At 55.1% G+C, this 12,917-nt stretch carries 13 protein-coding genes; 9 read left to right on the top strand and 4 right to left on the bottom strand.

The features are described 5' to 3' along the window. The first annotated feature begins 60 nt into the window (after positions 1 to 60). Positions 61 to 1,095, top strand: coding sequence for a porin (locus IEW12_RS07505; protein ID WP_188565297.1), 1,035 nt, complete (start codon positions 61 to 63; stop codon positions 1,093 to 1,095). A gap of 71 nt (positions 1,096 to 1,166) precedes the next feature. Here the strand turns inward: IEW12_RS07505 and IEW12_RS07500 are convergent, their stop codons facing one another. After that, on the bottom strand, positions 1,167 to 1,679 hold the full coding sequence (locus tag IEW12_RS07500) for a disulfide bond formation protein B (RefSeq protein WP_188565296.1): 513 nt from the start codon (positions 1,677 to 1,679) through the stop codon (positions 1,167 to 1,169). A 250-nt stretch (positions 1,680 to 1,929) separates the two neighbouring features. On the opposite strand from IEW12_RS07500, the gene IEW12_RS07495 reads away from it, so the two are divergent. Next, positions 1,930 to 2,475 carry a hypothetical protein gene (locus tag IEW12_RS07495; RefSeq protein ID WP_188565295.1) on the top strand — a complete coding sequence of 182 codons (546 nt, stop codon included), beginning with the start codon at positions 1,930 to 1,932 and terminating at the stop codon, positions 2,473 to 2,475. 39 nt (positions 2,476 to 2,514) lie between these two features. Here IEW12_RS07495 and IEW12_RS07490 read toward each other — a convergent pair whose 3' ends face one another. Beyond that, the gene (locus IEW12_RS07490; RefSeq protein ID WP_188565294.1) at positions 2,515 to 2,910 is read right to left on the bottom strand and encodes a helix-turn-helix domain-containing protein; all 396 of its coding nucleotides are present in this window, start codon (positions 2,908 to 2,910) and stop codon (positions 2,515 to 2,517) included. A gap of 273 nt (positions 2,911 to 3,183) precedes the next feature. Here IEW12_RS07490 and IEW12_RS07485 point away from each other — a divergent pair, with 273 nt between their 5' ends. The 4 genes from IEW12_RS07485 to IEW12_RS07470 are packed head-to-tail and all read left to right on the top strand — an operon-like array spanning position 3,184 to position 6,790. Then, positions 3,184 to 3,858: a paraquat-inducible protein A gene (locus IEW12_RS07485; protein WP_188565293.1), complete on the top strand. Its 675-nt coding sequence runs from the start codon at positions 3,184 to 3,186 to the stop codon at positions 3,856 to 3,858. After that, on the top strand, positions 3,845 to 4,501 hold the full coding sequence (locus IEW12_RS07480; protein ID WP_188565292.1) for a paraquat-inducible protein A: 657 nt from the start codon (positions 3,845 to 3,847) through the stop codon (positions 4,499 to 4,501). The genes IEW12_RS07485 and IEW12_RS07480 overlap by 14 nt, the downstream gene beginning before the upstream one ends. Further along, positions 4,494 to 6,149, top strand: coding sequence for a PqiB family protein (locus IEW12_RS07475; protein ID WP_188565291.1), 1,656 nt, complete (start codon positions 4,494 to 4,496; stop codon positions 6,147 to 6,149). The genes IEW12_RS07480 and IEW12_RS07475 overlap by 8 nt, the downstream gene beginning before the upstream one ends. Then, the gene (locus tag IEW12_RS07470) at positions 6,146 to 6,790 is read left to right on the top strand and encodes a PqiC family protein (RefSeq protein WP_188565290.1); all 645 of its coding nucleotides are present in this window, start codon (positions 6,146 to 6,148) and stop codon (positions 6,788 to 6,790) included. Before IEW12_RS07475 ends, IEW12_RS07470 begins: the two co-directional genes overlap by 4 nt. A 53-nt stretch (positions 6,791 to 6,843) precedes the next feature. On the opposite strand, the gene IEW12_RS07465 is transcribed toward IEW12_RS07470, so the two are convergent. Then, positions 6,844 to 7,059, bottom strand: a complete 216-nt coding sequence (locus tag IEW12_RS07465) for a hypothetical protein (protein ID WP_188565289.1) — start codon at positions 7,057 to 7,059, stop codon at positions 6,844 to 6,846. Between the two features lie 342 nt (positions 7,060 to 7,401). Between IEW12_RS07465 and IEW12_RS07460 the strand changes: the two genes are divergently transcribed. Continuing rightward, positions 7,402 to 9,723: a catecholate siderophore receptor Fiu gene (locus IEW12_RS07460; RefSeq protein WP_188565288.1), complete on the top strand. Its 2,322-nt coding sequence runs from the start codon at positions 7,402 to 7,404 to the stop codon at positions 9,721 to 9,723. 111 nt (positions 9,724 to 9,834) lie between these two features. After that, entirely contained in the window at positions 9,835 to 10,515 is a 681-nt protein-coding gene (locus tag IEW12_RS07455) for a Fe2+-dependent dioxygenase (RefSeq protein ID WP_188565287.1), read from the top strand. A 36-nt stretch (positions 10,516 to 10,551) separates the two neighbouring features. Here the strand turns inward: IEW12_RS07455 and cynS are convergent, their stop codons facing one another. Next, positions 10,552 to 10,995: a cyanase gene (cynS, locus tag IEW12_RS07450; RefSeq protein ID WP_188565286.1), complete on the bottom strand. Its 444-nt coding sequence runs from the start codon at positions 10,993 to 10,995 to the stop codon at positions 10,552 to 10,554. Positions 10,996 to 11,247: 252 nt separating this feature from the next. Here cynS and IEW12_RS07445 point away from each other — a divergent pair, with 252 nt between their 5' ends. Then, the gene (locus IEW12_RS07445; protein ID WP_188565285.1) at positions 11,248 to 12,861 is read left to right on the top strand and encodes a diguanylate cyclase; all 1,614 of its coding nucleotides are present in this window, start codon (positions 11,248 to 11,250) and stop codon (positions 12,859 to 12,861) included. Positions 12,862 to 12,917: the final 56 nt, after the last annotated feature.

The following is a 12,917-nucleotide window of genomic DNA, read 5'->3' as shown; positions in this document are numbered from 1 at the left end:
TGCAGAAGTGAGTTTATAAAAAATCGAATCAATAGTCGAAATAAAACAGGAGACCTCTTCATGAAGAAATCAACACTTGCGCTGGCGATATTGTCCGCATGCTGCATTATGTCCGGCAGCGCTCTGGCACAATCCAGCATTACCATCTACGGCCTGGTGGATGCCGGCCTGGCAATAGAACGCGGCGGAGCGGCCGGCAATGTTGTCAAACTCAGCAGCGGCATGGGCAATGGCTCACGCGTGGGCTTTCGCGGCACGGAAGATCTGGGCGATGGCATGTCCACCTACTTTACGATGGAGATGGGTATGGCCGTCGATACCGGCGCATCGACCCAGGGCGGCCTGGCTTTCGGCCGCCAGATCTTTGTCGGCCTGAAGGGCAGCGGGGGGCAGGTACAGATGGGCCGCCAATATAATCCTATCGACGATACGCTAGGCCAGGTCGATCCTTTCGGCAATGGGTTTGCAGGCCGTACCGCCAGCCTGTTCGGCAATGGTCCCAAAAACACCGGCGGCTATACTGCGCGCCTGAACAATGTACTCCAATACATCACGCCTAATCTCAGCGGCTTTACCGGTTACGCCAGCTATGGCTTTGGCGAAGTAGCTGGCGACAATTCCGCCGGGCGCTACATAGGCTTGTCCGTGGCATATGCCAATGGCCCGTTCTGGAGCAGGCTGGCGTATAGCAAAGTCAATGGCAACCCGGCAACCAGCTCGGTCAAAAATACGGTACTTGCGGCCACTTACGATTTTGGCCCCGTTAAGGCTGCTGCTGCGTATGGTATCAACAAGGATGAGGCAGGCGGCGCAACCACGCTGGACAGCTCGGACATGATGGTGGGGATTACCGTCCCTATGGGACAGGGCAACTTCCTGGCAAACTTCACCAAGAAGAATGACAAGACCGCAGCGGACAACGGTGCCAAGATGTACGCCATCGGTTATCAGTACGACTTTTCCAAGCGTACGCGGTTTTACATAGATTATGGTCACGTGAGCAACGATCATACACTGCTGTATGCGGTCAACTATTCTGTGGATACCGGTAGCGGCACCAATGCGGTAACAGTAGGCATGCAGCACAGGTTCTGATGCCGGAAGTACTGTAAAGAAAAAACGCCGGATCTGTAGCTGATCCGGCGTTTGCTTGTATTCCTCAGGCTTTAGCCAAACATCATCCTGGCCGATTCGCGCCGTTTCCTCTTGGTACCGATGATGCCCATCACTGCAATCAGCACGAATGCGATCATGGACAGGTCCGCGATTGAAAATTGCAGCATCGTCCATTCCAAGGCCGCGCAATCCGCCCACGACTCAAACATGGCGGGCCACCATTGTGCCAGCGGTAGCGCATGCAAAAGGGTTTCTGCGGTGCTTGAATGGCATCCCGTGGCTGATTTGTAGCTGGACCAGATTTGCCATCCGGCCAGCAATATGCCCATGGCCGGCCACGCAAGCAGTAAGGACTCGGAAAGAGCAGGTTCCCGGCGCCGCGGATCGCGGTTGACCAGCAATAGCGCCGTGATCGCGATCAGCAGATAGGCAATGCGCTGCAAGACGCACAGTGCACATGGCCGCAGGCCGAGGTAGTCCTGAAAATAGAGGATGTTGACCGCTAACACGGCAATACTGCCTAAGCCTATGCCGAGATAGATATGTCGGGACTTGATAGCCATTGTCAACAGGGAGGGTTAATTATATTGCCATAGTGTAACCTGACGTATACTGTTTTTGGGGCAATAAATGTGGCAAATTAACCATGCTGGATGCACATTGGCGTATCAGGGCTGATTTTGTTGTTTTTCCTGACAGAAATAACAGTTTATGGGCGAATTTAGCGCTTATCATCCTGTTTTTAGGGTGTACAGCCGGTTTTTCCTATTTCTTGGAGGCAGGGGGAATGCCCTTCCTTTTAAATTGTCAGACATGTCATTTTTCCACGCATGCACGGACCTGGCGCCGGCATATCTTTGCAAGTATCAGGACCTGGCAATATACCTGTTGCCGTCTGCCTTGCTGGCACTGCTGATACGCTTTCTGTCGGCTAGGTACCCTGTTTTCTTTTTATTTACTCTTGCCGGCACCATCAGCCACGAAGCAGCGCATTTTCTGGTGGGTTTGCTGACAGGCGCCAGGCCTGTCTCTTTCTCGGTCATTCCCCGCCGCAGCGGCAATAGCTGGGAACTCGGCTCTGTTGCGCTCAGCAATCTGCGCTGGTACAACGCTGCGCCTGCGGCGCTGGCGCCTTTCCTGATCATCATCATTCCGATTATTGTCGCCTTCTGGCGTACGCAGGCAGGCTTGAAATTTGAACTGTTCGATATTGCGCTGGCCTTTGCGCTGGCTCCGCAATTTCTTTCCTTCTGGCCGTCCTGGGTGGACTGGAAACTGGCGGTGCGATCCTGGCCTTATCTCGTATTTGCCGCCGCTGGCTGGTGGCTGATGGCGCAGGGCCCTCGTTTTCCGGCGTAGTGCGGGGGTAGTCAGGTATGCGTGAGGGCCGGGCAGTGTTTATTCGTCGAGAGGCTGGCCGAGCCGTATATATTCGCGCGGCGTGACTCCCGTCATTTGGCGGAAAATACGTGTGAAGTGGCTGTGATCACAAAAGCCCAGTTCCACCGCCACATTCGAAAGCGTGTGCTCTCCGTCCTGCAGCAGTTGTTTGGCTTTTGCGATACGCCGGCTAACGACGTAACCCATAGGGCTGGCACCTGTGCTGACGCGAAACATGCGCGCAAAGTGAAAGCTGCTCATGCAGGCGGCGTCGGCCAGCGTAGTCAGTGTCAGATGCTCACCGAGATTGGTCTCGACATATTCGGCGACTCTTGCCATTGCGCGGGGACGTAGCCCCTTGCCGCGAGTCGTTTCAACTGGGTTGGAATACGGGTGCTCCTGCAATTTATCCACTGGAAACCTCCTCGCGGCCTGAATTGGTCGCATCCAGCCATAGTATGGAATGCTGCCTGAATAGGCCAACCTACTAAGCGCGGGAGCCTGCTCTCCCAATAGAGGTAGTTGCGAATAACCATTCCGTGGCCGGCACAACAGCCTAGCCTGTGATCTGGCATAAAAACACCAAACAAATATCATCCGCGATATAGTCATACCGTATTTAGCTTATTTGCTGTATTTTCTCTATTTGCAAAATGCAATCATTGGCCCAGATTGATATCGAGAAAGATGATACGACCCTCACCAATCCCTTTAACTGACAACAAGCTGATCGTTTGCCATGAATGCGACCTGATCTGCCGCGGCGCGGTGCTGGCTGCTGGGGAGTCGGCCAATTGCCCGCGCTGCCACGCCAGCTTGTACAGAAATAGCCGTGCCACGCTGGATCAGGCACTGGCAGTTGCACTGACCTCGGCAATCCTGTTGCTGATACTAAACAGTTTTCCTTTGCTGGCGCTGAAGGTGCAGCAGGTTACCCGCGATACCACCTTGTTCCATGCGGCCTTATCGATGTGGGATGACGGCATGCACATCATTTCCTTACTGGTTGTCCTGACCACGATGCTGGCGCCGGCGCTGCAAATTGCGGTGGCCCTGTATGTATTATGTACGCTGAAGTTTGGCGATGCCGGCCGGGCGGTGGGGGTGCCGATGCGCTTCCTGCAAAAGATACGGCCGTGGAGCATGGTGGAAGTATTCATGCTGGGCCTGCTGGTGTCGCTGGTCAAGTTGCAGAATCTGGCGGATATCGTGATAGGCCCGGCTCTGTGGTCGTGCGCCGCCATGATCTGCGTCTCTGCGGCGCTGGCATCGATACTCACGCCGCGCAATGTCTGGGTATGGGCGCATCAGCAGGGGCTGGGAAGAGCTGCCTACATGGGAGAAACGCATGCCGGAACTTGACAGCGTGCCTGCCGGCACCCTGGTGGGGAGAAACGGCGCGGACGCGGAGCTGGTGACTTGCGGTATTTGCGAGACGCTGTGTTCGACCGCGGACGACTCTGCCACCCATTGCACTTGTTGCGGCGCTTCATTGCATCTGCGCGATCCGAATAGCCTGTCGAAGGCTGCCGCTTACCTGATAGCGGCCGCTATCCTATATATACCGGCCAACCTGCTGCCGGTGATGCATACTGAAACCATTTTCGGTGCGCAGGACGATACCATCATGAGTGGTGTTTTATTGCTGCTGGAAACCGGGTCCTGGCCGCTGGCCTTGCTTGTATTTTTTGCCAGCATCATGGTGCCCTTGCTGAAACTGTTTTCGATTACTTTGTTGCTGATCACCTGCTGGCGGAAGTCGCCCTGGAACCCCTTGCCGCGCACGCAGCTTTTCCGTATCGTCGAGGCCGTGGGGCGCTGGTCCATGCTGGATGTATACGTTGTGACCGTGTTGGTGGCCCTAGTACAATTCCAGTCGCTGGCTTCGGTGCACCCCGGTGCCGGCGCGCTGGCATTTGGTGCTGTCGTCGTGCTGACGATGCTGTCGGCGCAAAGCTTTGATTCACGTTTAATCTGGGCAGCCATAAAAACTACCGATGAATGATCCAACTTCAGAAAATCCCGGCTTGCCTGCAAGTAGTGCCCCTGCCGTGACTATCAAAAAACGCCGCAGGCTGCCGTCTTTTGTATGGGCCGTGCCCATTATTGCCGCACTGATCGGCATCTGGCTGGTCATACACAGTATTACCAGCCAGGGGCCGGTGATTACCATCAGTTTCAAGTCGGCCGAAGGGCTGGAGGCGGGCAAGACCAAGATACGCTACAAGGACGTCGATGTCGGTCATGTCAAGGCGATTACACTGTCGCCTGACCGCAAGCGGGTGCTGGTGACGGCGCAGCTGATCAAGAGTTCTTCCGATATTCTTGCGACCGATACCCGCTTCTTTGTTGTCAAGCCGCGGATTTCCGGCGGCTCGGTATCCGGCTTGAATACGCTGCTGTCCGGCAGCTATATCAGCGTCGATGTCGGCACGGCAGAGTCGATGACGGATGAATTCGTCGGGCTGGAAGAACCGCCGCTGGTGACGCGTGACTCTCCGGGCCGCGAGTTTGTCCTGCACGGGGCTCAGACCGGCTCGGTCAATTACGGTTCGCCCATCTTCTTTCGCCATATTAATGCCGGCCATGTGACCAAGTTCAACCTGGATCAGGATGGCAAGGGGGTCACTATTCGGGTATTCATCGATGCACCGTATGACCAGTATGTAACTCCGGACACACGCTTCTGGCATGCCAGCGGCATAGACATGCAACTGGATGCCAACGGCCTGCGCGTGACGACGGAGTCCCTGTCGTCGCTGATAGAAGGAGGCCTGGCTTTTCAGGATCACGATGATGCGCTGCCCGGCGGCAAACCCGCGTTTGAAGGTTCTGTATTCCCCTTGTTTGAAGACAGGGAGCATGCGATGCGCGCACCCGACACCAAGGTGCGCAGCTTCCTGATGTACTTCCCCGAGTCCCTGCGTGGCTTGTCCAAGGGCGCGCCGGTGGACTTGCGCGGCATCGTCATCGGCGAGGTGAAATCGCTGGGTGTGGAGTTCACCGAAAATGGGCGCCTGCCGCGTTTCCCGGTAGAAGTCAGCCTGTATCCGGACCGGCTCAAGTCCAGGGTCAGGGCCGGCGCCAAATTGCCGGATGACGATACCGAGGCAAAAGAACGGTCCTTGCTGGAGCACCTGCTGGCGCGCGGCATGCGGGCGCAATTGCGCAGCGGCAGCCTGATTACCGGCCAACTGTATATTGCGCTGGATTTCTTTCCCGATGCACCTCCGGCCAAGATGGATTGGAGCAGCGCTTATCCTGTATTGCCGACGGTGGGCGGTGGGCTGGGAGAAATCCAGGACACAGTAGGCCGTATCGCCAAGAAAATAGACAAGCTGCCTTTCGACCAGATATCCGCCGAGCTGGTGCAGGCGCTGAACAAGCTCAACACGACCTTGTCCACCACAGAAAAACTGGTGCGCCGTCTGGATTCGGAAGTGACGCCGGAATTGGCGTCTACCTTGAAAGAAGCGAGGAGCACTCTGGCGAATGCCAATTCGGTACTGGCGGAAGATGCGCCCTTACAGCAGGATGTGCGCGAATCGCTGAAGCAGGTGGCAAAATCGGCACGCGCGCTGGCCAACCTTGCCGACATGCTGGAGCGCCATCCGGAGGCGCTGGTATATGGAAAACAAAAGGTCAAACCATGATCACAAGGAAAAAAACGGAGCCTGCTTTGCCGCTGGCGGCATTGACGGGATTGGTGATGCTGGTGAGCACTCTGGTTCTGGCTGGCTGCGCAACTCCGGCGACCGAGCGCTACTACAGGATCGCCTATCCTGGCAATGCTGCGGCCGACGCCGGCGATGCGGCAGGAGTCCAGTATGAATTGATACTGGGAAGCGTGCAGATACCCGAATCCATCAACAGGCCGCAACTGGTTGTGCAGAAATCCGCCACCGAAGCCAGCATCACCGATGACCAGCGCTGGGTGGCGCCTTTGGATGAACAGATCGCGCAGGCCGTCATCGCCAACCTGAGGGGCCAGTTACCCGGCGCATGGCTGGCAAGTAGCACGGCAGGGCTTGCTGCGTCAGGGCAGGGTTTGCCGCGCTATCACTTGAAGATACAGGTAGAGCAGTTACTGATACTCAGCGGCGACAAGGTTGTGCTGGAAGCGAACTGGGTACTGCAAGACGGCAGCAGGAAGTTATTGAAGAGAGAACGCAGCGTTATCAGCGTTGCGATGAGCGGCGCCGGTTACGATCCGGTCGCTCCTGCTGTATCGGAGGCCGTGCGCCAATTGTCTGCTGCGGTGGCGAAGGGCATGCAGACTGCCCGGGCTTCCTGAGCCAAGCCTAATCTGCGAATTCAAACAACTCAGCCAAGGCTGAAACAAGCGCTTTAAACCTTGATGACGGTGATTCTCTGGATCAGGAATTCGCCGTCTATCACCTTCCTGAACGGCACTCCGGCAGCCTTGAAGCCGGGGCCTCCGTGCTGGATCCAGACCTTGGCGGCCTGATCGAATTCCTCTATCCCCATCCCTAGCATAGGCGCAGACAATACGAATTGCGCTCCCGCTTTTTGTTTGCCTACGATGTCTTCCAGTTTTGCCACAACAACAACTCCCAGTCTTTACAAGTCTTTGCAGCATGCATCATAAGGTATTTGTTTGTGTGCGGGCTGTGTGCGGGCTGTGTGCGGGCTGTGTGCGGGATTTTATAATCCGGATCCTCAAATCATAGGCTTTTCCCAGTAGGAGCCTGTTGGGAGATGATGAAAAAATGCAACAAATTATGACTAATGATAATCATTATCATTTACATCTCTGTTATCGTTTGTTACAATCGCTGCCAACTTGATATCCCTATTCAGCCAGCCATTTGCCTTTCCCGCTTTACAGCGCCGATCGTTTGCAGCAGCCAGCCAATCCAATTGACTACTGACTGAGAGACGTTCATGGCGCTGATAAAAAGCCGCAAACATTCGAAATCCCGTTTCAATCAACATATGAGCACGGCGCTGGCCGTGATGCTGCTGCCGGTCGCCGCTCAAGCCGCGGACCAGGCAACTGCCACCACAGCGGTGGCAGCAGCAGCGACGAGCGGACAGACCTTGCAGGAAGTAAAAGTTGTTGGTTCCAAGGAAAACGACTTCAAGGCCGATAAAGCTGCGTCGCCAAAATACACTGAAGCGCTGGTCAACACGCCGCAATCGATCACTGTCATCAAGAAGGAACTGATAGAGCAGCAGGGCGCAGTCACGCTGACCGAGGCATTGCGCAACACGCCAGGCGTAGGTACTTTCTTCCTGGGTGAAAACGGCAGCACCAGCACCGGCGATTCCATCTACATGCGCGGCTTTGATTCTTCAAGCAGCATCTACGTTGACGGCGTGCGCGATCTGGGTTCCATCTCGCGTGACGTGTTCAATATTGAGCAGATCGATGTCTTGAAAGGTCCGGCAGGTACCGACAATGGCCGCAGTTCGCCAACCGGCTCGGTCAACCTGACTTCCAAACAGCCAACGTTGGAAGATGCGCTATATTCATCCGTCACCATTGGCGGCGGCGAGCAGAAGCGTGTGACAGCCGACTGGAACAAGGTCATCAATGCCGACAATGGCACTGCATTCAGGCTGAATGTGCTGGATCAGGACAGCGGCAATCCAGGCCGTAATGAAGTCAAGAACAAGCGCTGGGGCATTGCGCCAACCTTCGTTTTCGGCTTGAAAACGCCAACCCGCTTCTACCTGGACTATCTGCACGTCAAGCAGGAAAACGTGCCTGACGGCGGCGTGCCAACCATCGGCCTGCCAGGCTACACCAGTCCGGACCTGAATAACGGTCGCCCATTCCTCAGCAAAGCAGCACCCGTCGATCCGAAGAATTTTTACGGCGCCAAATCCGATTTCGACAATGTGACCGCTGACATGTTCACTGCCCGCATCGAGCACGATTTCAATTCCAAGGTAAAGCTGCTGAATACCACCCGTTATGGCAAGACCAAGCAAAACTACCTGCTGACGGCGTTCATGGGCACTACTGCCAACCTGCTGACGCCGGTGCCGGCTGATCCATCGACCTGGACCCTGGCGCGCAGCACACGTACGATCAAGGACCAGCAAAATGAAATCCTGACCAACCAAAGCACGGTCACTGCCGATTTCGAAACCGGCGCGATCAAGCACACAGTCGTAGCCGGTCTGGAGCTGACCAACGAGAAGCAACTGACTTATGGCTACAACGGCACCGGCACCTTGCCTGCTGCCAATCTGTACAACCCCAACCCGAACGTGGTTGCAACAGGCCTGAACCTGGTGCGTAACGGTGTGCGCACTGACGGCTCCACCAATACCCAGAGCGCCTATGTGTTTGATACGCTGAAGCTGAATGAGCAATGGCAGATCAATGGCGGCGTGCGTTTCGACCACTACAGCACGACCTACAATGCGACCGCATTGTCGACAGCCGCCGCCAATCCTACGCTGCCGGTAGGTACGCTGGTGCCGACCGCGCTGGAATTGTCTGATACGCTGTTCAACGGCAAGATTGCCGCCTTGTTCAAGCCTACTGAAGACAGCAGTATCTATGCGCTGTATGCAACATCGAAGCAGCCGCCAGGAGGCTCCAACTTTGCACTGAGCACGTCGGCCAACAGCGCTGCCAATCCAAAGTTTGATCCACAGGAAACAACAACGACGGAAGTCGGCACCAAATGGGATTTCCTGAAACAGAAGTTATCCTTCACTGCAGCGGTATATCGCACCGAGGTGAAAAATGAAGTAGAGCAGGATCCAGTGGATCTGCTGTACTACCAGACTGGTAAAAAACGTGTACAAGGTGTCGAAATCGGCGTTACCGGCGAAGTCATGCGCAACTGGCTGATCAGTGCCGGTTACACCCGCATGAACACCAGCGTAGTGGCCGGCAAGGTCGTGACAGCCAGCGGCATCAACAACCTGAGCTACACACCGAAGCAGGCTTTCACGGCATGGACTTCATACACTCTGCCATTCGGCCTGAAACTGGGCGGCGGCGCGCGTTTTGTTGACTCCCTGCTGCGCGGCACAGACGGCGCTATCGGCACTCCTGCCTACACCAATTCTTACTGGGTCTACGATGCAATGGCATCCTACTCGGTTACCAAGAACGTGGACTTGCAGTTGAACCTGTATAACCTGGCCGACAAGAAATATGTATCCGCCATCAACAAGAGCGGCTACCGCTACACTCCAGGTACCCCGCGCTATGCTTCTTTGACGGCTAATATCAAGTTCTGATATCCGGTACGCCGTGGTAATCTGGCCCCTCCTGCACAGGAGGGGCTTTTTTCGTTACAAGCCTATTGAAACGCCACTCCATATCAATGGAGAGCAAGAAGGAATCACATCATGATGCTGCACATACCTGAAGTACTGACGCGCGAACAGGTTGCCGAAATCCGGCGCCGGCTGGACCATACCGACTGGGTGGATGGCCGTGCCACCGTGGGTGCCCAGGGCGCGCAGGTAAAGCAAAATCGCCAATTGCCGGAGACATCGGAGGTCGGGCTGGAGCTGGGCAAGATCATCCACGCTGCACTGGCGCGTAATCCGCTATTTTTTGCCGCTGCCTTGCCTTCGCGCACCATGCCGCCGCTGTTCAATAGTTACGCGGGCGGCGAGCACTATGGCTTGCATGTCGATGGTTCGGTGCGCAACATACCGGGCAGCGGGCTCAGCCTGCGCACGGACGTGTCCTCCACGCTGTTTTTGTGTGATCCGGAAGAGTATGACGGCGGTGAACTGGTCGTCGTGGATACCTATGGCACACACGAAGTCAAATTGCCGGCCGGCGACTTGATTCTTTATCCGTCCAGCAGTTTGCACAAGGTAGAACCGGTCACCCGCGGCAACCGTGTCTGCTCTTTCTTCTGGACCCAGAGCATGGTGCGCGATGACTGGCAGCGTAGCATGCTGTTTGAACTGGATCAGAATATCCAGAAACTGCGCGCCAGGGTAGGGGATTGCGAAGAAGTGGTCGGCCTCACCGGCCACTACCATAACCTGCTGCGGCAGTGGGCCGACGTTTAATCCAGGCCTATTCAGTCCGATACAGCCTGATACAGCTCAGTACTGTTTGTAAGGCAGGAACTTGCCGCTCAATACTACGTTGACGCGGTCTCCCTTGGGATCGGCCTGGCGCTGGATGTCCATGGAAAAATCAATCGCGCTCATGATGCCGTCGCCGAATTCTTCATGGATCAGCTCCTTGATGGTGGTGCCATACACGCTGACGATTTCATACCAGCGGTAAATCAGCGGATCCGTCGGAACTGCCGTTGGTAGCGAACCCTTGTACGGGACGATCTGCAGCCAGGCGGTTTCTTCATCCGTCAGGCTGAACAGGGATTTGGCGACTGTTGCCTGTTCCAGATTCAAGGTCATCTGGCCCAGCATGGCCGCCGTTGTCCACTCCTTGCTCTGACCTATTTTCTTGGCGATGTCTGACCACGTCAATTTATTCCTGACCTTGGCTGAGATAATTTTTTGGGTAACTTCATTGCGATCCATGTGGGGCTCCTTGTGATTGAAATATCTCCAAAAGCGATATTTTCAGACGCAAGAGCTGTGCCAGCACAGCCAATCACCGAGCTGTCAATTGCCAAATGAGTAATTTTGCTTGCTTATGTCGATGGTCTTCATGCGACACAGCGAAGATATAGGTGAAAAAATGTTAATTAAGCCCAATTTTGCGCATATATTTATGAGGCGTAACTTTTTCAAACTATACTCAGGGTAGGTCAAGAACACTTTCAAATAACTATGACTAGACGAGAAAACAGCTCGCCCGGGACAGACACTATCAAACGGCGTAGCTCGGTCCTTAGCCTTGCAGTCGGCTTTGTAGTGTTGGTGTGCGTTTCCCTTATCGTTTTGGAAGTCTGGTCGTCCTGGCAGGGATACCGGACCACGCTGAGAGAAGCAGAGCTCGACGTGCAAAATCTGACACGCTCGGTTGCCCAGCATGCGGAAGATACGCTAAAGAAGGCCGATACGATCTTGTTCGGCCTGGTGGGCGAAGTCGAACAAATCAATGTGCACCCGGAGCTTGTGCTCAAGCTCTATCCTTCGCTGGCGGCGAGGGTTGCCGAGCTGCCCGAGCTACAGGGTATTTTCATTTATGATGAGAACGGCAAGTGGCTGGTCAATTCACTGGAAGATGTTCCTAGCGGACTGAATAACTCAGACCGCGAATACTTTCTCTATCACTCCAAGCACCCTGAGCGTGCCCCATACATCAGCCGTCCCATCATGAGCCGTTCCACGGGCGACTGGATTATTCCTATATCGCGCCGGGTGAATAAGGTGGATGGCTCTTTTGGTGGTGTCGTTCTGGCAACCGTCAGGGTTGCCTATTTTGACCAGTATTACGCCAATTTTTCTATAGGTGAAAAGGGCGCGATTCTGCTGGTGCTGGAAAATGCAACAGTGCTGATGCGGCGTCCGTTCAAGGAAGAATTCATAGGCCAGAATATTTCCGGTTCACCTTTCTTTCGCCAGTACCTGAAGCTGCAAAAGGATGGTACCGGCACCAACATATCCCGCTTCGATGGGGTGCAAAGAATAGTCGGCTTCCATCATCTGGATCATTTTCCCTTGATTGCAGTGTCCTCGCTGGCGACCAGTGAAGTGCTGTCCAGCTGGCGCGGGCAGACTATGCGCTATTCCCTGGGCACCTTGCTGCTGGTGCTGATTATTGCCTCTTTGGGCCGCTATCTGATCAAGCAGATCAAGATACGCTCCATCATTCGGGATGAATTGCTGGCTACGCAAGAAAAATTGCTGGCCTTGAATCACGAGCTGGAAAATATCGCCTTGCACGATGCGCTGACAGGTTTGGCGAACCGGCGCCAGTTCGATATCGCACTGAGCACGGAATTCAAGCGTGCGATGCGCAACGGTCAGTCACTGGCCTTGTTGATGATGGACGTAGACCACTTCAAGCGTTTTAACGATCTTTACGGACATCCGGCCGGCGACCAGTGTTTGCGGCAAATCAGCGAAGTCATCCATATGCACAGGCCGGGTGACCTTAGCGCGCGCTACGGCGGCGAGGAATTTGCGATCTTGCTGCCCAACACGGATCTGAGCGGGGCGATTACCGTTGCTGAAAAACTGCGCCTGGGTGTTAAGGATTTAAAAATTGAGCATAGCGGCAATCCGCCCGGAATAGTCACCATCAGCCTGGGCGTAGAAGCCTGGTTCCCCCAACCGCATGGCGCCGATGCAGCCGCCTTCTTGCAGGCCGCAGACAAAGCCTTGTACGCTGCCAAAACAACAGGACGGGACAAGGTGGGTACGGCGCAAACCAAACAGACCGCGGAAATCACAGAAATCAAAGAAACAGCAGGCAGCGCGCAGCAGGATTCAGTGTAAGCTGAACGGCTCGCATACCGGTGGCTGCAGAGAAAAATAGTGGCGGATACGAAATA

This window comes from Parundibacterium terreum, assembly GCF_014636315.1.
GTDB lineage: Bacteria > Pseudomonadota > Gammaproteobacteria > Burkholderiales > Burkholderiaceae_D > Undibacterium > Undibacterium terreum.
Note: the sequence above shows the minus strand (reverse complement) of the source record. Positions and strands in the feature narration are given on the sequence as shown.

Bases quoted from the DNA above. Each gene is read 5' to 3' on its own strand.
- IEW12_RS07505 (WP_188565297.1), top strand. From the start codon at position 61: ATGAAGAAATCAACACTTGCGCTGGCGATATTGTCCGCATGCTGCATT.
- IEW12_RS07500 (WP_188565296.1), bottom strand. From the start codon at position 1,679: ATGGCTATCAAGTCCCGACATATCTATCTCGGCATAGGCTTAGGCAGT.
- IEW12_RS07495 (WP_188565295.1), top strand. From the start codon at position 1,930: ATGTCATTTTTCCACGCATGCACGGACCTGGCGCCGGCATATCTTTGC.
- IEW12_RS07485 (WP_188565293.1), top strand. From the start codon at position 3,184: ATGATACGACCCTCACCAATCCCTTTAACTGACAACAAGCTGATCGTT.
- IEW12_RS07480 (WP_188565292.1), top strand. From the start codon at position 3,845: ATGCCGGAACTTGACAGCGTGCCTGCCGGCACCCTGGTGGGGAGAAAC.
- IEW12_RS07475 (WP_188565291.1), top strand. From the start codon at position 4,494: ATGAATGATCCAACTTCAGAAAATCCCGGCTTGCCTGCAAGTAGTGCC.
- IEW12_RS07470 (WP_188565290.1), top strand. From the start codon at position 6,146: ATGATCACAAGGAAAAAAACGGAGCCTGCTTTGCCGCTGGCGGCATTG.
- IEW12_RS07460 (WP_188565288.1), top strand. From the start codon at position 7,402: ATGGCGCTGATAAAAAGCCGCAAACATTCGAAATCCCGTTTCAATCAA.
- IEW12_RS07455 (WP_188565287.1), top strand. From the start codon at position 9,835: ATGATGCTGCACATACCTGAAGTACTGACGCGCGAACAGGTTGCCGAA.
- cynS (WP_188565286.1), bottom strand. From the start codon at position 10,995: ATGGATCGCAATGAAGTTACCCAAAAAATTATCTCAGCCAAGGTCAGG.
- IEW12_RS07445 (WP_188565285.1), top strand. From the start codon at position 11,248: ATGACTAGACGAGAAAACAGCTCGCCCGGGACAGACACTATCAAACGG.